Here is a 21,326-nt window from a genome sequence, read left to right as displayed (position 1 = left end):
ATGCCTAAACTATTGTTCCATCGCTGGTATACGAAGTATACGAGCTGGACGTTTGTCTTGCTGTCAGCCTTAACCATCGTCGTGTCCATCTATAATTGGATGATCGGCACGATGGCGTTTGTCGCCATCGTGGCGCTTGCGGTTGCTTCACTTGCGGCGGAACGCAAATTCCGCCAAGAGATGGAGTCGTATCTGACAACACTGGGGTTACGGGTAAAACGAGCGGGAGAAGAAGCAGTTGTTGAGTTGCCTTACGGCATTTTGCTATATAGTGATGAACGGGTAATTGAATGGCATAATCCTTATTTGGCGCAGCTTGCCGATCAACCCTCCCTAGTGGGGGCAGATCTGTCCGAAGTCTTTCCTCAGCTTCATATCGGGAAAGAGAAGGAAAGTTCGGCAGAGCTGTTTATCGGCGGACGCATCCTGCATGCGGATATCGTTCCCGAGGAGCGGGTCGTCTACTTCACCGATATTACAGACATTTGGACCTTGCGCAAGCGGTACGAAGAGGAACGGCTTGCGGTTGGCATGGTCATTATGGACAATTTGGAAGAATCGACTCAAGGCTTGGATGATCAGCAGCGCGCCGCCCTGTTGGCGCGCGTCACCGGCCAGATTACGTCATGGGCTAGCGAACATGGCGTCCTGATAAAGCGGTTGTCCTCAGAACGTCACTTCATGGTGATGGACGTGCAGACGTTAAAGGCGCTGGAGCAGACGCGCTTCGTCATTCTCGATGAAGTAAGGGAGACGACGGTGGATAACAAGCTGCCTGTAACGCTCAGCATGGGGATTGCAGCCGGCGCAGACAAAACGACGGAGCTGGGACAGCTTGCCCAATCGAGCCTCGACATCGCGCTCGGCCGTGGCGGGGATCAGGTAGCCGTCCGCTTGGGACAGCGTCTGTCCTTCTACGGCGGCAAGTCAAACGCCGTGGAGAAGCGGACGCGGGTACGCGCCCGTGTCATTGCCCATGCATTGCGGGATTTCATTCAACAGAGCGATGCTGTATTCATAATGGGGCATAAGAACCCTGACACGGATTCCATCGGATCGGCAATCGGCGTGCTCAATGCTTGCCGCTCGCTGAATGTGGAGGCTTATATCGTACTGGAAGAGAGCAATCCGTCGATTGACAGAATGATTGCCTATTTGGAGAAGGATGAAATCTTATGGTCACGTTTCATTTCGCGAGGCGAGGCGATAGAGATGATTACGGAAGACAGCTTGGTCGTCGTGGTCGATACGCACAAGGCGTCGATGGTGGAAGAGCCGCGGCTGCTGCAATCGGAACGCATCGTCATTATCGATCATCACCGCCGCGGCGAGGAGTTCATTAACGATGCGGTGCTCGTCTATTTGGAGCCGTACGCGTCTTCTACAGCCGAACTCGTCACCGAGCTGCTGCAGTACATTCATAACCGCCTAAGCTTGAGCACGTTGGAAGCAACGTCCTTGTTAGCGGGTATTACGGTGGATACGAAGCACTTTACGCTGCGGACGGGGTCGCGGACGTTCGATGCGGCAAGCTTCCTGCGGCGGCAAGGAGCGGATCCGCTGCTCATTCAGAAGATATTGAAGGAAGACTTGGACGAATTCATTCAGAAGGCGGAGATTATTCGCCATGCAGAAATGATGTACGGCAATATCGCTATCGCGGTGACGGAGCCGGGACGCAAATTTTCACAGTTGCTCATTGCTCAGGTAGCTGATACGCTGTTAAATATGACCGATGTGCTGGCTTCGTTCGTCATTAGCGAACGTCCCGACGGCATTATCGGAATCAGCGCGCGCTCTTTGGGTCAGATGAACGTGCAGGTCGTCATGGAACGGCTGGGCGGCGGGGGACATCTGACGAATGCGGCCGTGCAAATGCACGGCACACTCGAAGAGGCGCAGGATAAGCTTAAGCGCGTGCTGGAAGAAATCGATGCGGAAGAGGGGTTGTTCGAATGAAAGTCATTTTGTTGCAGGATGTAAAAGGACAAGGCAAGAAAGGACAAATCAAAGAGGTCTCCGAAGGATACGCACAGAACTTTCTTATTAAGCAAGGACTGGCGCGTCCGGCGACGGAGGGCAATTTGAAGACCCTGGAGCAGCAGCATAAATCGGAATTGAAACGCAAAGAAGAGGAAAAGGAAGAAGCCGAAAAGCTTGCAGCGACATTGAATGAAACGACGGTTGAGCTGAAAGCGAAGGCAGGGGACGGCGGACGCTTATTCGGTGCCATCACTTCCAAGCAAATTGCGGAAGCGTTGAGCAAGCTGAAAATTAAAGTGGATAAGCGCAAGATCGAGCTTCCCGATCCGATTCGTTCGTTAGGATATACAAACGTGACGGTGAAACTGCATCCGGATGTCAAAGCAACGATGAAGGTACACGTAACGGAGGAATAAAATGAACGAAATGTTAGTCGATCGTGTTCCGCCGCAAAATGTAGAGGCCGAGCAAGCGGTCCTCGGCGCCATTTTGCTGCAGTCGGAGGCGTTGATTACATCGATGGAACGGGTGCAGTCGGAAGACTTCTATAACCCGGCCCATCAGATGATCTATGAGGCGATGATCGAGCTGGGGGAAGATAATCAGCCTATCGATCTCGTCACGCTGACGGCCAAGCTGCAAGGCAAGCAGCAGTTGGAAGACATCGGCGGCGTGTCCTATTTGACGAAGCTGGCCAATGCGGTGCCTACCGCAGCCAACGTTGATTATTACGCGCAAATTATTGAAGAGAAATCGATGATGCGCCGCCTCATTCGCACCGCCACGCAGATCGTAAGCGAGGGGTATACCGGCGGTGACGATGTCTCCGGATTGTTGAGCGATGCGGAACGTCGCATCTTAGAAATATCGAACCGCCGCTCATCGAGCGGATTTATCGCCATTAAAGACGTCCTGATGGAAGTCTATGAGAAAGTCGAAGAGCTGAATCTGCAGCAGGGCATCACAACCGGAATACCGTCTGGTTTTCCCGATCTCGACAAAATGACATCGGGATTTCAACGCAATGATTTGATTATCGTCGCGGCCCGTCCTTCCGTAGGGAAGACGGCCTTCGCGCTTAACATTGCGCAGAACGTTGGCGTTCGGGCAAAAGAGACGGTAGCTATATTCAGTCTCGAAATGTCGGCGGCCCAACTTGTGCAGCGGATGGTGTGCGCCGAGTCGAACGTCGATGCCGGACGGCTCCGTACAGGCCAGCTGGAGGACGATGATTGGGAGAAGCTGACGATGTCCATAGGAGCATTGTCGGAAGCGGAGATCTATATCGACGACACGCCGGGCGTTACCGTTGCGGATATCCGCGCCAAGTGCCGGCGCTTGAAGAAAGAGCGCGGCCTCGGCATGATTCTCATCGACTACTTGCAGCTTATCCATGGACGCGGCAAAGCCGGGGATAACCGTCAACAGGAGGTGTCCGAAATATCGCGGACGCTCAAGATGATCGCAAGGGAGCTGGAAGTTCCTGTCATCGCGCTCTCTCAGCTTAGCCGCGGCGTAGAGCAGCGGCAGGATAAGCGCCCGATGATGTCTGACTTGCGGGAATCCGGCTCGATCGAGCAGGATGCCGATATCGTTGCGTTTCTGTATCGGGATGATTATTATAACCAGGATACGGAAAAGAAAAATATAATCGAAATCATTATAGCCAAGCAGCGGAATGGTCCAGTCGGCACGGTAGAACTTGTATTTCTGAAAAATTTCAATAAATTCGTCAGCTACGAGAGGAATCATCAGGACTTATCTGCGGGATAATAACATATAATTTATAGGAGCGAACGTTAGTTTCCGAACATTAGTCTAGTTGCGGAAATTAACGTTCGTTTTTCATTGACTTTATGGCAGTTCGCTGATAAACTAGAAATGCTGCTTTTCGGTAAAGCAGCGAATAACCGGTGTGTGAACACCCGACGGGGGTATGAATATGTCTACAGTAGTCGTCGTAGGAACCCAATGGGGTGACGAGGGAAAAGGGAAAATTACCGATTTCCTCGCCGAAAGCGCCGACGTGGTCGCGCGTTATCAAGGTGGTAACAATGCGGGGCACACGATCCTGATTGATAATAAAAAGTATAAGCTGAGCCTGATACCGTCCGGTATTTTTTACACGGATAAAATCTGTGTCATCGGCAACGGAATGGTCATCAATCCTAAGGCATTAATCGAAGAAATTGGATATATTCATGATAATGGCTTCTCGACCGACAATCTCCGCATCAGCGATCGCGCGCATGTGATTATGCCGTATCATATGGTGCTGGACGGATTGGAAGAGGAACGCAAAGGCCCGAACAAAATCGGTACGACCCGCAAAGGGATCGGCCCTTGCTATATGGACAAAGCAGCCCGCAATGGCATTCGTATCGTCGATTTGCTTGACAAGGACGTGTTCGAAGAGAAGTTCCGCCATCTGGCGAATGAGAAGAACGAATTGATCAGCATGTATGGCGGCGAAGCGCTTGATATTGAAGCGACCCTGAAAGAATACTTAGAATATGCCGAGTTTATCCGCAAGTATGTCGTCGATACGTCTGTCGTATTGAATGATGCGATCGATGCTGGCGAGAAGGTGCTGTTCGAGGGCGCGCAGGGCGTCATGCTCGACATTGACCAAGGCACCTATCCTTTCGTAACGTCTTCGAACCCAACGGCAGGAGGCGTCTGCATAGGCTCTGGCGTAGGACCGTCCAAAATCGAAGAGGTTGTCGGCGTAGCGAAAGCTTATACGACTCGTGTAGGTGACGGACCGTTCCCTACGGAGCTTAATAACGAAACCGGCGATTTCATTCGTGAAGCAGGTCATGAATACGGCACCGTAACGGGCCGTGCCCGCCGCGTCGGCTGGTTCGACAGCGTCGTAGTCCGTCATGCCCGCCGCGTAAGCGGGATTACAGGCTTGTCGCTGAACTCGCTTGACGTGTTGACTGGCTTGAAGACCGTCAAGATCTGCACCGCTTATAAATACGGCGATGAAATTATCGAACACTATCCGGCGAGCTTGGATATGCTTGCCAAGTGCGAAGCGATTTATGAGGAAATGCCGGGCTGGTCCGAGGATATTACGCAATGCAAAACATTGGAAGACTTGCCGGAATCGACGCGTAACTACGTGAAACGCGTATCCGAGTTGACAGGCATTCCAATCTCTATCTTCTCGGTTGGCCGCAATCGCGAGCAGACGAACCAAGTTCGACCAATCTACCGTTAATATGAATCCGGCTTCTTCCTTGGGAAGGGCCGGATTTTTTTATTGAATTACGGGCATACTAAGCAGTAAATGATTTTGCGCCGTACCGTGACTTTCAAGAAAATGATAGAACTAGAACCGCCGTCGTATCACGGTCGGGAAGCGACTAGTAACGGGAAGGCAAGCTGGGAGGCATCATTTATGCGATGGACCATGCGCGTAGTTCGAATGGTGATTACGATACTGTCGGTAAGTCTGATTTCAAGTCTATTAACGGTAGGAACGACGGCAATCGTCGTTGACCGGTATATTCAGACGGCATTACATACCTTTCACATTCCGTTGGAGCGAAAACCATTAACATTAACATCGATGTGGGGCGTGTTGCTAGGTTCCGGATCGACAGCCGCTCCGAACAAGGCATCCGGGTCTTTGACAGAAGGGATTAAGCCTGCCGGTGAGCAAAATAAGGCAGATGGTAAAGAATCGGGCGGATTAAGGGAAACGGGAGATGGAGATGGCCTGTCAACAGGGAATCCATCCAAGCCTGATCCGAATGCGCCCCCTGACGCACCGTCAGACGGTGCGCTGCCTGTAATGGGAGGCATATCATCCGGACAGGAGGCTCGTCAGCAAGAGCGGGTCGTCGTGCCGCCGGATGTGCTGTCCAAGAACAAAGAGGATATGTCAAAGACAAAGAAAGAAGAGTTGTTCGCCATACTCATGAAGAAGCTCCCGCAGGAGGAATGGCAGCGTCTATCCACGTTGATGGAGGATGGCTTAACCTCAAGCGAATTGACAGAAGCGGAGCAGATTCTGGCAAAGCATCTAAATGACGAAGAGTATGGGCAAATGCGGGAATGGCTTGTAGGAGAGAGCGGAACAGCCGTCAAAGAGAAAGATGGAGAGAAAGTTGGAGCCGGGGCCGCACCGAATAAACAGGAAACCGGGCCGGGATCCGGAATGGATGCCAGCTTAGAGTCTGAATCCGGACAAAATACGGGCCAGGAATAATCCAGAAATAAATACCAAGTATATTAAACGCGAAAAGAGTCATCTTCTTATAGAAGAGGCCATTCGCGTTTTTCTTTGTTATTTGACTTGCCGGTGTCAAGGGCATGATCCTTGTCGTAAGTTGCAATGTTCTTTTGACCTGTGTTACATTAAACAAGATGAAAAAAGATGACAAAACGTTAACCTTTGTCACTTTTTGCTGAAATCGCATTTATTGCAATCGATGAACTTGAAATAAAGGAGACCAACATGGAACGTTTCAACGGAAATCGTCGGGACAACGAAGTCGGACAAGACTCGCAGAACCGATGGCAACAATGGACGGCAGCATGGCGGCAGCGGTTGGCATCTGACACCGCTACACGATGGGTTGCGAAATCACGCAAGCAAATCGTGCTTACAGTTGGCGGATTGGCGCTCATTGCCTCTGCCGTATGGGGCGGTACAGCCTATGTGCAAGCGAACACATTTTCTTTTTTTCATGTATATAAAAATAATGAATTGGTAGGAACGATATCTGCTCTTAATGATTTGGAAAGCTTCTACGCAAAGAAGCAGGATGAAGTACAGGCAAAGCACCCGAATGCGCATATGCAGCTCGATATGGAGGGCATCCGCACGGTGGCTGATTCCGGCTTCAAGGCGCAGCCCGCAACGCAGGAAACGCTTGCCAAGCTCGGCGGCATGATGACCGCATATGCGACAGGCGTGGAGCTGAAGGTGAATGGCCAGAGCATCGGGATAGTGAAAGACGAAGCGACGGCTGAGAAGATATTGCAGCAGGTTAAAGGTAAGTTTACGGACAAGGGAGCCAAAAACAGCCAGAACGCAAAGGAAGTCAAAGTGCTGTCCGCTCCGGTGCGATCCGTCAATGCGACGAAGGCGGTATCTCGTCTGGAATCAGTAAGCTTCCGCGAACGGGTGAACATGGAAGACAGCAACACAGATCCAGACAATCTGCTCAGCCCGGAAGAAGCGATTCACAAATTGACCACCGGCCAGAAAAAGCCGGTCACATATAAAGTGCAAAAAGGCGATACCGTCTCCTCCATCGCGAAGAAGATGAACGTATCGATTCAAGCGATTTACACGAATAATCCATCTGCCGGTGAAGAGGTCCTGAAAGCGGGGCAAGAGCTCGATCTGACGGAAGCGAAGCCGTTGATTACCGTAAAGACGGTTGAGGCATACAGCGAGTATATCGTGACAGAGCCGCAGAAGATTGTAAAAGAAGACCCGGAAATGCGAGCGGGAGAATCCAAAGTCGTGCGTAAAGGGAAGCAGGGCTTAAAACGCATGTCGTATCGTCTCGTTAAAGATAACGGGATGCTGTCGAATGAAGAGTGGATCGATCAGGAAGTAGTCGAGCCGGCGATTCCTGAAATTGTGATACGGGGAACGAAAGTCGTGCGCGGAGAAGGCACAGGCTCGTTCGATTGGCCAGTCAGCGGCGCGACGCTGACGAGCGGATACGGCACAAGATGGGGACGTATGCATAAAGGCATTGATATGGTTTCGTCCGACCGTTCGATTATGGCGGCCGATGAAGGGGTTGTCGTGTTCGCAGGCGAGAAGAGCGGCTATGGCAACTGCATTATTGTGAACCATCGCAACGGTTATAAGACATTGTATGGCCATCTGAGCAAGATTGATATCAATGTCGGGGATATAGTGGAAAAGGGCCAGGATATCGGCGTCATGGGCAATACGGGCAATTCAACGGGAACGCACCTTCACTTCGAGATTCATAAAGATGATGAAGTGCAAAATCCTCTTAAATATTTATAAATAAAGCGGCAGGCGGGATGAATCACGATCCCGTCTTTTTTGCGTCTCGGACCATATTTTCCTCCCACCAACGTTTGCTATCGGGATGAAGAGACAATTATGGTAAAATAGAGTGACACTGGTGAACAGCTATCATGAATAGGGATCGAACTAAGTGATATTGAAATTGGAGAGAGGTGCAGATTCCATGTACGGCAAAATTCTCGTCGTGGATGATGAACAACCGATTGCGGATATTTTGAAATTCAACTTGGAAAAAGAGGGCTACGAGGTCGTCTGTGCCTTCGATGGAGGGACAGCCGTCGAACTGGCTTTATCGGAGAAGCCAGACCTCATTCTGCTCGATTTGATGCTGCCCGTCAAGGACGGGATGGATGTGTGCCGGGAAGTGCGCCAGCACCTTCATATGCCCATTATTATGCTGACGGCGAAGGATACGGAGCTCGATAAGGTGCTTGGCCTCGAGATGGGCGCGGATGATTACGTGACGAAGCCGTTCGGCACGAGAGAACTGCTGGCGCGGGTCAAAGCGCATTTGCGGCGTCAGAACAAAGCGGCAGCCCAAGGCGGGGACGCGGCAGCAGCTGGCGCTGAGGCGGGGGAGAAGCAGGGCTTGCGTTTGCACGAGCTGCTTATCGATACGGATATGTATGTCGTCTATAAAAATGGGGAGATGCTCGATTTAACACACCGTGAATATGAGCTTCTCTATTATTTGGTGCGCAACTCCGGCAAGGTGATGACGCGGGAGCATCTGCTGCAAGCCGTATGGGGCTATGAATATTTCGGCGATGTGCGGACGGTCGATGTGACGATTCGCCGTCTGCGCGAGAAGATCGAGGATGATCCGAGCAAGCCGGAGTATATAATTACGCGGCGCGGTCTCGGCTACATGATGCGCAACCCTCGCACGGAGGCTTCTAGATGAAATGGGGCATCGGCCGTTTCTTTCGAACGATACAGGCAAAGCTCATCATCATCTACGTCCTGCTCATTTTGATTGCGATGCAGCTTATCGGGGTGTATTTCGTCAGCACGATGAAGCACTCGCTGACCAATAACTTTGCGGATGACTTGCTGGCGACATCGGAGCTTCTCGCTAAATATGTGGGCCCGACGCTCGAGAGCGACGAAACCCTGGACAACGAGCAGACCTTGGAGTACTTGAACAAATATGTGTACACCTTCGTCAATATGAAAGGCTACGAGATTCAAGTGCTGGATTCGACAGGGAGAGTCTTAACGACATCCGTGCAGGCGGATACGGAGTACGTTGGACGCAAAAATACGGAGACGGTCGTCAACCGGGCTTTGCAAGGGAACCGCATCAATCAGGAAGTGATCATCGACGAGGATAATGTGCGGAAACAGGTGCTGGCAAAGCCGATTTATTCGAACGACAAAATCGTCGGGGCCCTCTATATCGTAGCGTCAATGAAGGATTTGTACGAGACGATGGAGGGCATCAACCGTATTTTCGTGTCCGGAATGGCGATTGCGCTCGGGCTGACGGCGGTGCTCGGTATCATACTGGCGCATACGATTACTCAGCCGATTAAAGAAATCACGAAGCAGGCCACGAAGGTGGCGGATGGGAACTTCGCCGGACAAGTGCCTGTATTGGGAACGGATGAAATCGGCCAATTGAGCGAAGCGTTTAATTATATGACCCGACGCCTGCAGGAAGCGCTGAACGCGAACGAAGAGGAGAAGGAGAAGCTGGCTTCCATCTTGACCAATATGAGCGATGGGGTCGTGTCCACCGATGAGAACGGCAAGGTTATTCTTGTGAACCGCCGGGCCTGCAAGATGCTGAATGTAGAAACGGAAGGCGCGGAAGGGATTAATATTGCGGATTTGCTGCGTGTGCCAATGTCACAGGTAGAGCAGCTTGTCAGCGGGCAGCTCAATTGGATTCTAATCTCTCCGGTGGAAGGAGAGACTCACACGCAAGAGGACAGCGACACGGTGCTGCGCGTTTCGTTCACACCGGTTCACCGCCGCGGAGAAGGAATGACGGGCTCTATCGTCGTATTGCAGGATGTGACCGAGCAGGAGAAGCTGGAGCAGTCGCGGCGCGAGTTCGTCGCGAATGTGTCGCATGAGCTGCGCACGCCGCTTACGACGATTAAGAGCTATGTGGAAGCGCTCGATGACGGGGCGTTAGAGGAGCCGCAGCTGGCTGGCCGCTTCGTCGGCGTTATCCGCAATGAGTCGGAGCGCATGATTCGGCTCGTAACCGATCTGCTGCATCTGTCGCGGCTTGATTCCAAGCAGGCGACGCTGCGCAAGCAACCGACAGATATCGTGGAGATGCTGGAGGATGTCGTGGACCGCTTCTCCTTCCAATTCCGCAAGCGCGGTATTGTGGCCCGGGTAGAGGCGGACGGTGACATCGGCAACGTCGTCATCGATCGCGATCAGATCGACCAACTGCTGGACAACCTTGTATCCAACGCCGTGAAGTATACGCCGGATGGCGGCGAGGTGACGTTGTCCGCCTCGCTGTCTGAGTCGAGGCGGATGGTGAACTTGACGGTGCAGGATACCGGAATGGGCATTCCGAAAAAGGATTTGGAACGAATATTTGAGCGATTCTACCGCGTCGATAAAGCCCGATCTCGCAATATGGGCGGGACAGGCCTCGGGCTGTCCATTGCCCGGGAAATTGTAAGAGCGCACGGGGGCGACATTCAGATCGAATCAGAGTGGAATGTCGGCACGCAAGTGACATTTAGTTTGCCGATGACATTCGAAAGGAGTGAAGCAAGCGAATGAAGGAGCGGGTAAAAACGGTGCTGCTCACCGTTCTCGTGCTGCTCAGTCTTGTGCAGAGCTTCTTCCTTACGTATGATATGCCGAACTTTGATGCGGTCGAGAAGACGTCAAGCGATTATATTAAGACCGAACCGCTCGGGCCAGAGGAAAAAGTCGAGAATCTCGTATTCCCGGATCAAATGGTACTTCATCTTGGGGAAAACAAGCATACGGTGCTGTATCCGGGGATGACGTTTTACAACATTATAATGAAACGGCTGCAGGGGCGTTCGTATGACGGATTTCAAAGCCGTTCGATCTCGTCGCTCGAATGGAGCCGCATTCGGGAGGAGAATGAGGGCGTAGAGCTTCGCTTTCCGACGCCCGTTCCGGCGAAAATATTGCAGAAAGTATTTCCGATAGCCGAAGACTCGGCGTTCTTGTCGCAGAACATCCATCTCATCTGGCTGTATGCCGCAAAAGACGGCAATGAGGTACGGGTATTTTTCTTCAACGAAAAGGGAGATACGGTATACGAATCGACCCGCGCTGACTTGACGGTGCAGGATATCAAGCAGCAGGTTGAATTCGGGCGCTCATGGACGCCGTACAAGCTGGTTAACGGCATCTATTACGTTCCCGAGCAGCCGCTTGAACTGATGGAAGTGGCGCTGCCTTACGATCGCATTACGGTTGAGCAGATGCAGCGCAGCCTATTCTTCGATCCGACGGTTACGAAGAATATTGAAACGGGCAGCTCTGAAATATACACCGACGCAAAGCGCGGACTAGAGGTCAAGCGGGGGCAGCAGTGGATGATCTATTCCGATCCTGCCGTGCCGACGGAAGGCCGTCAAGATATTGCGGCCGACGTAACGGGCGCTGTCCGGTTCGTCAATCAGCACGGCGGCTGGAACGGCCGGTTCCGATTCAGCATGTCTCCAGGCAAGCAGCAGGCCGGCATGTTCGGCAGCGCGGACAGTCCGGGCACGGTGCTGCGCTTCCAGCAGTATTGGGGATCGTATCCGATTATAAGCCCGGGCACGTTCCGCTTCGGCTACATGCAGGTGACGATGCAGCAGGGAACCGTGACGAGCTTCGAGCGCTCGCTCGTTCAGCTCAAGAACCATTCCGAGGAGAAGGAAGTGCGCCGTCTGCCAAGCGGAGACGAGCTGATGAAGAAACTGAACGCGCTGGATAAGCCTAAAAAGATTGCCGGGCTTGACCCGGTATACGTTCCGTCACTAGAGAAGGATGTCATCCGGCTTGTCCCCGCATGGCAGGTGAAGTACAGCGACGGCACGGAGACGCTGCTGCAATAAGCGCATGCCGTCACATCGGCACCGTCTATCGAGCGAGAGGGGGGAGGTTCCGTATGGATTGGAGCCGGGCCAAAAATGTATTAATCTATGCGTTTCTGCTGCTCAATATCGTGCTAGGTTACCAGCTCTGGCAGGATATGCGCGACCGGATGCATTCCGATCTCGACTGGACATCTCTGTCCGAAGAGACGCGGATCATTATGGACATGAAGAAAATTCAGGTGACGGCGAAGATTCCAGCGGAAACTCCGTCACTGCGGGAAATTACGTATCGTTTCGTCAATCGCGGAAAAATGGAGGTGCCGCTGAAAACGCCGAAGGACAGTGTCATCATTTTTTCCGAGAAGGACTTGATACGATCATTGCAAGGCGAGATTCCGAACATCGATATGTACCGCTATGACGAGACGGTGGGCGGCACAGGACCGTTCCTATTCCATCAGCGCCTGCCGAACGGGCTCCCGATCTTCGAGGTGACGCTGAAGCTTATGCACCGCAGTCAGAAGATAACGGCGTATCAGCAGCAATATGTCGAGCTTGTCGAATCCAAGACGAACAAAGAGCAAAAAATATTGCCGGCTTCCCAGGCATTGGGGATCGTCATCGAGAAATATTTGTTGCCCGGTTCGGTGGTCAGGAACGTTCAGCTTGGATACCACGGGCAGCTTTTTGAGGCGGAGACTCAGGTGGCCGCCCCATCCTGGCGTATTACGCTGGATAACGACGAGGTGTATTACGTTAATGCCATCAATGCAGCGGTCGATACTTCGCAAGCCGGAAAGAAGGAGATAGACAAATGAGTTTACGATTTACCGTATTGTCGAGCGGATCGACGGGCAATGCGACAGTGATTCAAAATGATGAGGCGACGCTACTGATTGATGTCGGCTTAAGCTGTAAACGTACGGAGCAGCTGCTGGAGGAACAGGGCCTTTCCGGCAAGCAGATAGACGGCATTCTTGTAACGCACGAGCATTCGGACCATATCAAGGGGCTGGGCGCATTTGCCCGCAAATATGATGTGCCCATTTACGCCAATGAAAATACGTGGGAGGCGCTGACGAAGCATGTCGGTACGATTGCAGAAGAGAAACGGATCGTGATGCAGACGGGCGAAGCCCGAGATTTTGGGGATTTGCGCGTGGAATCATACGGGATTTCCCACGATGCGGCCGAACCGGTCGGCTACAGCTTCTATGAAGGGGAGACGAAGCTGAGCGTCACGACGGACCTCGGTTATATGAGCGATAAGGTTAGAGATGCGATCATCGATTCGGACGTGCTTGTCATGGAGTCGAATCACGATGTCGAAATGCTGCGGATGGGACGATATCCTTGGAACATTAAACGGCGTATATTAGGCGATATGGGCCACTTGTCGAACGAAGCTGCAGGCGAGGCACTAGGCGAGGTTGTGACAGGCAATACGCGCCGTGCTTATTTGGCGCATTTGAGCCGTGATCATAACATGATGGACCTCGCCCGCATGACGGTGCAAAATGTGATGGAGGATAACGGACATTTTTTCAAAGAAAGCGAATTTCAATTGCGAGATACGTATTACGACAAGCCTACGCCGTGGGACACGGTTCATGCGAAGTCTCCGGTTCGTCTGTAAGCCACAGCTCGAGCTGTTCGGCTTTGAGGGCGATGTCTTCATGCGTAAGCAGGCCTTTCTCCACAAGCAGTTCCATTAATGTGGAAAGAGCCAGCGTCAAGCGGTACTGGTCTTCCTTCATATCGGCAAGCTTCCCGATCAGATCCACGTCCGACCAAGCAGAGGATGATGATTTCATAGGCATGTACTCCTTTCAGGGTGAATAGAATGATAGTGGTTACAATCCCGATTCTTTTCTCTCAACTTCTCTTTTGTATGATAGAATATGTACAAGGTTTCAAATCTATGACATTTCATTTTACATTATAGGCTCATAGCAAGCATTTAATATATAGTGTTGACCATTTGAACGCATAGCATTCATGTAAATCGGTGTTACGGCGGTTAGGTTGCGGCGAAGCAGCCGGACATGGCGAAAAGCCCGTGTTGAGGGGAGTTGGGTCGGATGAGCTTTTTTGATGATGATTTTTTCTCGCCGAAGGTATCGCGTCGGATCAAGAGAAAATGGCACGGGCAAACGGAAACGCCGGGATGGAGACGAAAAAAGTTCAGACGGCAATCAGGTCGCAAATGGTCAACCGTACAAGTTGCGGTCGTCAGTTCGGTAATTAGTGCGTTGTTAGCGGTCTTTCTATACAGTTGGCTAGTTGGTGCCGGGACGGCTTCGCAGCAGCCGGTTGCGGTAGCGGGCGGCGTAAGCCCGTACGATCCGTATGAGCGGATCGTGCAGGCTGCGGAGAAGGTGAGCCCTGCCGTCGTCAGTATCGTCAATCAGCAGAAGGGAATTGCCGATGACAGTGAAGCCGTGAAGGAAACGAACTTGGGGTCTGGGGTTATTTTCAATCAGGAAGACGGGAAGGCGTATGTGCTGACGAATGAGCATGTCGTGCAAGGCGCCGATAAGCTCGAGGTTGTCTTGGCCAATGGACAGCGCAAGAACGCGGAGCTGGTCGGCAAAGATCGCGTCATGGATATTGCCGTCATTCGCATGGACGATGCTGGTGTGACGGCGGTGGCGGAGATCGGGGATTCCAAGAAGCTGCGGCGCGGCGAGACGGTGATTGCGATAGGCAATCCGCTTGGATTCGGGGATTCGCTTACGGCAGGTATTATCAGCTATACGAACCGCGTCATACCAGTGTCGCTCAATCAAGACGGGATATATGATTGGGAGCAGATGGTCATTCAGACTGATGCGGCCATTAACGAGGGCAACAGTGGCGGCGCCTTGGTCAATCTGGACGGTCAAGTGATAGGCATCAACACGATGAAGATCGCAACGACTGGCGTGGAAGGACTGGGCTTCGCGATTCCGACGAATGAAGTCATGTGGGTCGTTGACCAGATTACGCAGAACGGCAAGGTCGTGCGCCCTTACTTGGGCGTATACACGGTGGATTTGAATAACCCGTATGCTCCTATCACTCAGGAACAACGGGATGATTTGGAACTGCCGTCAGAGGTAAAGGCGGGCGTTATTGTTTTGGAAGCGACCGGACCGGCGAAGAAGGCTGGATTGCAGCTGAATGATGTAATTGTCCGGTTCGATAACGAGCCTATCGGCACGACGCTCGATTTGCGCAAGTATTTATATGAGAAGAAGCAGATCGGGGAGAACTTGGATGTAAAGTTCTACCGGGACGGCAAGCTGATGACAACGGCAGTGGAACTGTCGGATAAGCCAGAGTGAGCGGGTTACACTAAGAGTGAATCATAGATAGAGGCTTGTGCTTCTCGGTGCCGAACAGAGGCGTTTTTTGAACACGACAGATATGCATAATGTCTTACGGGAACACACAGAACTATGATATGATGGACAGGGACGCTGTTCCGAATGGCAATGGCGTGCTGCATGGTGTTAGAGGACAGCAGGACTGGCAAGAAAGAGGGAACGACATGTACGTAGTATGCAAAGAGCATGTGGAATTGGCTATCGACAAATTCGTAGATGAATTCGAGGACGCTCCGGACGTTGTCGATCTGGATGAAGTAGAATTCAGCGACTGGGAAAGACCGATTAAATGCTGCATGGATTGCGAGCATGAAGCGAAATTCCTTATCGTGTAACGTGCCAAGAGGCGTAAGGCAGAACGAATAGATACATGGTTTGCGTCAGGCTGAATAGGAACAAGAACGGAACAAGGGCGAGAGACCGTGAGGGTCGCAGGCCCTTGTTTTTTGTTCCGTATGGAGAGTAGAGCACAGCTTAGACTGTGAGTAACTGTCACACCGGGTGTGGATAATGGGGAAAAGAGAATAAAACGTCACAAAACAAAAGTTGTCCACATGTGGATATTGAAGCAAATGAAAAAGGGGCAAAATAATGCTTGTATAAACTAACGGTATTAGTTATTATACTAATATAATTAGTTTATTGGAGGTTGGTCCTTATGCGGATGCGTAAGCACGGTTTCATTATTCAATTGACATTTTTGCCATATCTATTTCCGGTGAATTGCTACTTGGTGGAGGAGGAGCATGATTTGACCTTGGTTGATGCGGCGCTTCCCTTCAGCGTAAAAGGAATATTAAAGGCAGCAAAGCGGCTTAACAAGCCGATTGCGCGCATTGTGCTTACCCATGCGCATGACGACCATGTCGGCGCGCTCGATGCGTTGAAGGAGGCGCTGCCGCAGGCTCAAGTCCTGATCTCGGAGCGGGACGCCAAGTTGCTGCGCGGCGATCGAGCGCTTGAACCGGGCGAGCCCCAGACCCCAATCCGGGGAGGCGTTCCGAAAGCGGTGCGCACGCAGCCGGATGTGCTCCTGCGGGATGGAGATCGCGTCGGTTCGTTAACGGCGATATCCGCGCCAGGGCATACCCCGGGCATGATGGCTTTCCTGGATAAGCGAAGCGGTGCGCTCCTGGCCGGCGACGCGCTCCAGACCCGCGGCGGCATCGCCGTATCCGGCAAGCCCAAGCCATTGTTTCCGTTCCCGGCCTTCGCGACCTGGAACAAGGCCGCCGCGCTTGAGAGCGTGCGCAAGCTGCGCGCATTGTCGCCGTCGCTGCTGGCGGTCGGTCACGGCGCAATGATTGCCGATCCGCAGTCGGCGCTGGATCGGGCCATTCGGGAAGCTGAACAAGAATGGGGGAAGGTAGATTATGTCCAGAAGATCACTCGATAAAGCGGCCATTTTGCAGGCAGCGATTGAACTGGCCGATGATATGGGATTGGAACAAGTAACGTTGTCCTCCTTGGCGCAACGACTGGGTATCAAGTCGCCATCGCTTTATAATCATATTGACGGCATGCAGGGATTGCGGAGGGAATTGGCGTTGCATGGACTGCAGCTGCTGTGTGATGCAATGACGAGGGCATCTGTCGGCAAAGCGGGGGAGAAGGCGCTCTTCTCCATCGGCATCGCCTATGTGGCATTTGTGCGGGAGCATCCCGGGTTGTATGAAGCAACGCAGCCCGCCCCTGATCAGGTGGATGAGGAACTGATTGCCGCATCCCGCCGGATCGTGCAGCTGCTGCTTGACGTGCTGGATGAATATCAACTCGAACGCGGCGACGCGCTGCATATTGTAAGGGGACTGCGCAGCATGCTGCACGGGTTCGCGTCATTGGAGCTAAGGGGAGGATTCGGTCTGAAGCTTGATACCGACGAGAGTCTGGCGCGCATGCTTCGGACATATTTGTCCGGTGTGGAACGGCAAGCGCGGTCCGCCGATTGAACATACGAATCGGTCTATTTATACAAAAAGCGAACGCCTGTGAAGGGGTTCGCTTTTGCATATGTCGGCGGCTTGCCTCTTACTTGGCCAATTCCTTGTTCATGCCGAGCGGCATGTCAGCCTTCTTTTCCTTGAACATGACGTAGTAGCAGATGGCTGACGTTACATATAGAAGACCCGTCATGCTGAACGTTAATGCGTAGCCCCAATAGTACCCGTACGTGGTGACCAAATGCGATTGCACCGATCCCATGCTGGCCCAGCCAAGCATAAAGGCCGTCTGCGTGAGCGAATTGGCGATTCCCCGCCGGGTATCTGAAATCCTATCCACCATGACCGCCGATTGAATGGGATTGGCCGCATTCATAAGCGCCTGCCGAAACAAGAAGCTGATGCTGGCGATGAAGATCAGGTTCGTAAATCCGGTCAAGAGCAGAAAGGGCAGCGACAGCAATTGAAAGATGACGATCGCCTTCACTTGGCCTACTCGCTTGACCAATGTCGGGCCGATGAGCATCGAAATGATGGTCATCACTTGTCCGAGGGAAATGAGAATGCCGACTGCCGTCAGCGACACAGCGAACCGGTTCGTAAAGTAAAGGTTCAAATAAGGCACGACCAATCCTGAGCCGAGGCCGACAAGGAGCTGACAGAAGGTAAGCCGGCGGATGTCTCTCCACTCGATCTTGGAATTCGATGAATCGGGATGAAGCTCTGACGCAGTCGATGACGCGACAGTCTCCGGCGCCTTCTTCCGATCCAGCACGAACAGGAGCGGAATAAAGGCGGCCAAGCTTGCGAGGCCGCCAACCATCAAGACGGTCTGCAGACTCGCTACCTTGCTCCAGCCGGCGGCCTGCAGCAGGTCCGCCATATATCCGCCCCCCATGCTGCCCAGCACTTGCCACGCAAGCCCCAGCGCGAAGTGATAGCTGAACAGCTGCAGCCGCTGCTCCTTGCGCGTATTTTCCGCAAGGAACGGCACGGCTATTACTTGAAAGAACGCGGCGAACAGCCCGGAGAATATAGCCAGAGAGTGCAAGCCCCACTCTGTCACCACATAGGAACGCCCCACAAAGCCAAGGCCGGTGAACAGCGCTCCGGCGATCAGAATCCATTTGCGGCTTGTCCGGTCGCCGAGAAAGCCAATCGGGACAAACATCAGTGCTGTAGCCAATGACTGCAGACTAATAATTGTCCCGTTCATCTCGTCGCCGTAACCGAGCGATTGAATATACAAGTTATACAGCACCATGAACATGCCGCTGCCGATTTGAAATAACCCATTAGCCAGAAAAAACAATCGTATGTTGCGATTCCATGTCTTGAAGTCCATTGCCGCTTGCTGATAAAAACGCATGATCGTTCCTCCATTAGAGCGCGTGATCAAAAGAGACTGCGGGAACAGTCTCTTAAGTCGATAGCCTTCTCCATTGTAACAAGGGAACCCTTTCCAAGGAAGAGGATTATGCAATAATGCGATGCCGCACGGAACGGAAGCAGAGCTGCCGCATAGGCAGCGACTATAGGCGGCGATGCACTCTGCGTGGTTAACGCCGGAAGGAATCTGTATACCCGCGTCGAAGGATAGTGATTGCCTGAGCCGCAGCCCGATGCCGCTTAATGAATGAGTTTGCTTTCTTTTGCCTTCTTGACGAAATTTGCGCTGGATCTGTTAATCGGTGTCTTCAACGCCAAGCCGATGACGAGCGTAAGCCCCACATATATGCACATCATGAGCAAGTCACGCTCAATGACATCCCAGAGTATCCCGCCCACGGCCTCGCGCATCATGCTAATGCCGTACGTGAAAGGAAGATAAGGATAGATTGCTTGAAAGAATGGCGGCGTCACTTGAATCGGGAACGTTCCCCCGGAGCCGGCCAACTGCAGCACAAGCAGGACGATGCCGAGCGCTTTGCCGACATTGCCGAATACGGATACGAGCGTGTACACGATTAACATGAATACGGCGCTCAAAATAAGGCCGAAGACAATGAACCACAGTTTATTAAGCACGTACGCGCCTAGAACGTAAATATCGCCTGTCGTGACGAGAAGCGACTGCAGCAACGCGATGGTGACGAACGTCAAGTATCTGCCGAAGTAGACGTGATGGTCTTTCATCGGGGAGGCGAACTTCTGCTTCCGTGAGTAGGATCCGCTCTCGGGACTCGTCTTCGCTTGATTGGCGTTTCCGTTCACATCCTCTGCTTCCCTGTGAGCCTCAACCGTAAGCAGCGATACGAGCAGCAAGGCGCCGACCCATAAAGACAGGGTGGTGAAAAACGGCGACATCGCAGATCCGTAATTCGGGATCGGATAGAGCTTGTGCTCCTTCAATAGAACGGGTTGGGCAAAAAATTCACTTTCCTTCTCGAAGTTGTTCCGCAGCAAGTCGATAATCTCATTGATATCGCCCTGGGCTTCCAGCGTGCGGATTTTATCGGCGATTTGTTTGATTTTCGATTGCGCGGCAGGAAGCTCGCGCTGCAAGGCGATGATTTCTTTGTTGCCAAACGTAAGCGCCTTGGCTGCGTCGTTCAAAATTTTGTTGACGTCGGGAATCCGCTTTACCGCATCATGCAGCACCGTTTGCGTATTGGCTACCGTGGTGCGCGCCTTGTCGACGCCCTGCATGATTTTCGGCTTGATGCCGTCGTCATACCGCCCGAGCAAGTCACCGGCAATGGCGGTCGTATCGCGGGCTAACCCGTTCAACCGGTCGGCGAGCTCTCCGGATATGGTTCTGCCTGCATTGATGGCGGCCTTCATTTCGTTGATAGTGGACAATTGCTGCCCGAACTTATCGGCAATCCGCTGAAGATTCCCGATTTCGGAGCCGAATCGATTGCCGGAAGTAAATCGATTCAGGCGCCCCAGCCACTCTGTCGTGCCATGTACGATGTTCAGTGCGGCATCTAGCCGCCGCGCTGCTTGATCCAGCGCGTTCAGAACGACGGACGGCTTCTCGTTCACATCCTGCACGATAGCGGTTAGCTGCTCCACCGCGAGCGATGTTTGCTGTACGGAAGCGAGGTCCTGCTTGATGAATGGGGAAATGGCCTCGATTCCTTCCTGGCTGTACTGGAGAAGCTCGCCAATGCGCTGCGCGAATTGCTCTCCTTCGGTGGCGATTTGTGCGATCAGGGGCAGGTTCTTCTGCGCTTCCTGAACGATTGCATTCGCTTTGCTTACGTCGTCCAAGGCGGTATTGGCGATGCGGACGAACTCGGGAAAGCCTTTTTCCAGCTTGAAGACCAGGTTCTTCACCTTTTCAATCGTCGGTAATTCATTTTTCAACTCGACCCCGATTTCATTGAAAATTTCGAAGATGGCCCGGTTCGCCGTCTTGACGAAGTTGGAGCTCACCTGTTCGATGATGCTCGAAGCGCCTTTCGACGTAATTTTCGGGGAAATGGCATTAATCTTTTCGTTCACGTAATAGACGATTTCGGCTTTGACGGGCTCGTTCGAGAGCACGGTCCCGATGCGGGCAGAGAAATTGTCCGGGATGATGATGCTTGCATAGTAGGTCCCGCGCTTTACCCCGGACAATGCTTTTTGCTCGTCTACGAAGGTCCATCCGATCTGCGTATTTCCTTTGAGCGATGCTACGATTTCTTTTCCGATATGGATCGGTTTATCGAGAATGGTCGTTCCTTTGTCATTGTTGGCGACTGCGATGGCGATGCCTTTCGTATTGCCGTATGGATCCCACGAAGCGAGAATATTGAACCAAGCATATAAGGAAGGCAGCCCGATTAAGCCGACAATGATGATGGATGCGGCCCAGTTGCGCGTAATGCGTTTCAAGTCCGTTGCATAGATGAAGAAAATGTGCTTCATGATGGCCCCCAATGAATCTCTTTTGACTTCATTATGTCTAAGATTCAATTTGACCATTCGATAAGGGAGATTATTGGTTGGCAGGGCGATTGATAAGATTTTGATAAGA

At 52.3% G+C, this 21,326-nt stretch carries 18 protein-coding genes; 15 read left to right on the top strand and 3 right to left on the bottom strand.

Annotated elements, in window-relative coordinates:
* The 11 genes from JSQ80_RS10595 (at position 1) to JSQ80_RS10545 (ending at position 13,687) form a co-directional block, all read left to right on the top strand.
* Complete coding sequence (locus tag JSQ80_RS10595) at positions 1-1,959, top strand: DHH family phosphoesterase (RefSeq protein WP_206095292.1); 1,959 nt, start codon at positions 1-3, stop codon at positions 1,957-1,959.
* The gene (gene rplI / locus JSQ80_RS10590) at positions 1,956-2,399 is read left to right on the top strand and encodes a 50S ribosomal protein L9 (RefSeq protein ID WP_087434829.1); all 444 of its coding nucleotides are present in this window, start codon (positions 1,956-1,958) and stop codon (positions 2,397-2,399) included. Before JSQ80_RS10595 ends, rplI begins: the two co-directional genes overlap by 4 nt.
* 1 nt (position 2,400) lies before the next feature.
* Entirely contained in the window at positions 2,401-3,756 is a 1,356-nt protein-coding gene (gene dnaB, locus JSQ80_RS10585) for a replicative DNA helicase (RefSeq protein WP_087434828.1), read from the top strand.
* Positions 3,757-3,925: 169 nt separating this feature from the next.
* Positions 3,926-5,209 carry an adenylosuccinate synthase gene (locus JSQ80_RS10580; protein WP_206095291.1) on the top strand — a complete coding sequence of 428 codons (1,284 nt, stop codon included), beginning with the start codon at positions 3,926-3,928 and terminating at the stop codon, positions 5,207-5,209.
* Positions 5,210-5,389: 180 nt separating this feature from the next.
* Complete coding sequence (locus tag JSQ80_RS10575) at positions 5,390-6,202, top strand: spore coat protein (protein WP_206095290.1); 813 nt, start codon at positions 5,390-5,392, stop codon at positions 6,200-6,202.
* Positions 6,203-6,451: 249 nt separating this feature from the next.
* Positions 6,452-7,990: a peptidoglycan DD-metalloendopeptidase family protein gene (locus tag JSQ80_RS10570; protein ID WP_206095289.1), complete on the top strand. Its 1,539-nt coding sequence runs from the start codon at positions 6,452-6,454 to the stop codon at positions 7,988-7,990.
* Between the two features lie 187 nt (positions 7,991-8,177).
* On the top strand, positions 8,178-8,918 hold the full coding sequence (gene yycF / locus JSQ80_RS10565; RefSeq protein ID WP_206095288.1) for a response regulator YycF: 741 nt from the start codon (positions 8,178-8,180) through the stop codon (positions 8,916-8,918).
* Positions 8,915-10,768, top strand: coding sequence for a cell wall metabolism sensor histidine kinase WalK (gene walK / locus JSQ80_RS10560; RefSeq protein WP_206095287.1), 1,854 nt, complete (start codon positions 8,915-8,917; stop codon positions 10,766-10,768). Before yycF ends, walK begins: the two co-directional genes overlap by 4 nt.
* Positions 10,765-12,069 (top strand): YycH family regulatory protein, encoded by a 1,305-nt coding sequence (locus tag JSQ80_RS10555; RefSeq protein WP_206095286.1) that lies wholly within the window; start codon positions 10,765-10,767, stop codon positions 12,067-12,069. Before walK ends, JSQ80_RS10555 begins: the two co-directional genes overlap by 4 nt.
* Positions 12,070-12,122: 53 nt before the next feature.
* Positions 12,123-12,869, top strand: a complete 747-nt coding sequence (yycI, locus tag JSQ80_RS10550) for a two-component system regulatory protein YycI (protein WP_206095285.1) — start codon at positions 12,123-12,125, stop codon at positions 12,867-12,869.
* The gene (locus JSQ80_RS10545; protein WP_087434820.1) at positions 12,866-13,687 is read left to right on the top strand and encodes an MBL fold metallo-hydrolase; all 822 of its coding nucleotides are present in this window, start codon (positions 12,866-12,868) and stop codon (positions 13,685-13,687) included. Before yycI ends, JSQ80_RS10545 begins: the two co-directional genes overlap by 4 nt.
* Here JSQ80_RS10545 and JSQ80_RS10540 read toward each other — a convergent pair.
* Positions 13,641-13,865 (bottom strand): hypothetical protein, encoded by a 225-nt coding sequence (locus JSQ80_RS10540; RefSeq protein ID WP_087434819.1) that lies wholly within the window; start codon positions 13,863-13,865, stop codon positions 13,641-13,643. The two genes, JSQ80_RS10545 and JSQ80_RS10540, sit on opposite strands and share 47 nt — an antisense overlap.
* Positions 13,866-14,132: 267 nt before the next feature.
* On the opposite strand from JSQ80_RS10540, the gene JSQ80_RS10535 reads away from it, so the two are divergent.
* The 4 genes from JSQ80_RS10535 to JSQ80_RS10520 all read left to right on the top strand — a co-directional run bounded on the left by JSQ80_RS10535 (position 14,133) and on the right by JSQ80_RS10520 (position 17,368).
* Positions 14,133-15,377 (top strand): S1C family serine protease, encoded by a 1,245-nt coding sequence (locus JSQ80_RS10535; RefSeq protein ID WP_206095284.1) that lies wholly within the window; start codon positions 14,133-14,135, stop codon positions 15,375-15,377.
* A 206-nt stretch (positions 15,378-15,583) separates the two neighbouring features.
* Positions 15,584-15,754 carry a CxxH/CxxC protein gene (locus JSQ80_RS10530; RefSeq protein WP_087434817.1) on the top strand — a complete coding sequence of 57 codons (171 nt, stop codon included), beginning with the start codon at positions 15,584-15,586 and terminating at the stop codon, positions 15,752-15,754.
* A gap of 323 nt (positions 15,755-16,077) precedes the next feature.
* The gene (locus JSQ80_RS10525; protein ID WP_206095283.1) at positions 16,078-16,815 is read left to right on the top strand and encodes an MBL fold metallo-hydrolase; all 738 of its coding nucleotides are present in this window, start codon (positions 16,078-16,080) and stop codon (positions 16,813-16,815) included.
* The gene (locus JSQ80_RS10520) at positions 16,793-17,368 is read left to right on the top strand and encodes a TetR/AcrR family transcriptional regulator (RefSeq protein WP_206095282.1); all 576 of its coding nucleotides are present in this window, start codon (positions 16,793-16,795) and stop codon (positions 17,366-17,368) included. Before JSQ80_RS10525 ends, JSQ80_RS10520 begins: the two co-directional genes overlap by 23 nt.
* A 79-nt stretch (positions 17,369-17,447) precedes the next feature.
* Here JSQ80_RS10520 and JSQ80_RS10515 read toward each other — a convergent pair whose 3' ends face one another.
* Together JSQ80_RS10515 and JSQ80_RS10510 are read right to left on the bottom strand one after the other, a co-directional pair.
* Complete coding sequence (locus JSQ80_RS10515) at positions 17,448-18,728, bottom strand: MFS transporter (RefSeq protein WP_206095281.1); 1,281 nt, start codon at positions 18,726-18,728, stop codon at positions 17,448-17,450.
* 260 nt (positions 18,729-18,988) lie between these two features.
* Positions 18,989-21,217 (bottom strand): YhgE/Pip domain-containing protein, encoded by a 2,229-nt coding sequence (locus JSQ80_RS10510; RefSeq protein ID WP_206095280.1) that lies wholly within the window; start codon positions 21,215-21,217, stop codon positions 18,989-18,991.
* Between the last annotated feature and the right edge of the window lie 109 nt (positions 21,218-21,326).

This window comes from Paenibacillus apiarius (assembly GCF_017052585.1).
GTDB classification, from domain to species: Bacteria; Bacillota; Bacilli; order Paenibacillales; family Paenibacillaceae; genus Paenibacillus_B; species Paenibacillus_B apiarius.
The sequence above is the reverse complement of the archived record's forward strand: the minus strand, read 5'-3'. Positions and strand labels throughout refer to the sequence as shown.

What these genes read in the sequence shown, in the direction of transcription:
- JSQ80_RS10520 (WP_206095282.1), top strand. Translation starts at nt 16,793, where the DNA reads ATGTCCAGAAGATCACTCGATAAAGCGGCCATTTTGCAGGCAGCGATT.
- yycF (WP_206095288.1), top strand. Translation starts at nt 8,178, where the DNA reads ATGTACGGCAAAATTCTCGTCGTGGATGATGAACAACCGATTGCGGAT.
- dnaB (WP_087434828.1), top strand. Translation starts at nt 2,401, where the DNA reads ATGAACGAAATGTTAGTCGATCGTGTTCCGCCGCAAAATGTAGAGGCC.
- JSQ80_RS10595 (WP_206095292.1), top strand. Translation starts at nt 1, where the DNA reads ATGCCTAAACTATTGTTCCATCGCTGGTATACGAAGTATACGAGCTGG.
- JSQ80_RS10525 (WP_206095283.1), top strand. Translation starts at nt 16,078, where the DNA reads ATGCGGATGCGTAAGCACGGTTTCATTATTCAATTGACATTTTTGCCA.
- JSQ80_RS10555 (WP_206095286.1), top strand. Translation starts at nt 10,765, where the DNA reads ATGAAGGAGCGGGTAAAAACGGTGCTGCTCACCGTTCTCGTGCTGCTC.
- JSQ80_RS10510 (WP_206095280.1), bottom strand. Translation starts at nt 21,217, where the DNA reads ATGAAGCACATTTTCTTCATCTATGCAACGGACTTGAAACGCATTACG.
- JSQ80_RS10570 (WP_206095289.1), top strand. Translation starts at nt 6,452, where the DNA reads ATGGAACGTTTCAACGGAAATCGTCGGGACAACGAAGTCGGACAAGAC.
- JSQ80_RS10535 (WP_206095284.1), top strand. Translation starts at nt 14,133, where the DNA reads ATGAGCTTTTTTGATGATGATTTTTTCTCGCCGAAGGTATCGCGTCGG.
- JSQ80_RS10540 (WP_087434819.1), bottom strand. Translation starts at nt 13,865, where the DNA reads ATGAAATCATCATCCTCTGCTTGGTCGGACGTGGATCTGATCGGGAAG.
- rplI (WP_087434829.1), top strand. Translation starts at nt 1,956, where the DNA reads ATGAAAGTCATTTTGTTGCAGGATGTAAAAGGACAAGGCAAGAAAGGA.
- walK (WP_206095287.1), top strand. Translation starts at nt 8,915, where the DNA reads ATGAAATGGGGCATCGGCCGTTTCTTTCGAACGATACAGGCAAAGCTC.
- JSQ80_RS10580 (WP_206095291.1), top strand. Translation starts at nt 3,926, where the DNA reads ATGTCTACAGTAGTCGTCGTAGGAACCCAATGGGGTGACGAGGGAAAA.
- yycI (WP_206095285.1), top strand. Translation starts at nt 12,123, where the DNA reads ATGGATTGGAGCCGGGCCAAAAATGTATTAATCTATGCGTTTCTGCTG.
- JSQ80_RS10545 (WP_087434820.1), top strand. Translation starts at nt 12,866, where the DNA reads ATGAGTTTACGATTTACCGTATTGTCGAGCGGATCGACGGGCAATGCG.
- JSQ80_RS10575 (WP_206095290.1), top strand. Translation starts at nt 5,390, where the DNA reads ATGCGATGGACCATGCGCGTAGTTCGAATGGTGATTACGATACTGTCG.
- JSQ80_RS10530 (WP_087434817.1), top strand. Translation starts at nt 15,584, where the DNA reads ATGTACGTAGTATGCAAAGAGCATGTGGAATTGGCTATCGACAAATTC.
- JSQ80_RS10515 (WP_206095281.1), bottom strand. Translation starts at nt 18,728, where the DNA reads ATGCGTTTTTATCAGCAAGCGGCAATGGACTTCAAGACATGGAATCGC.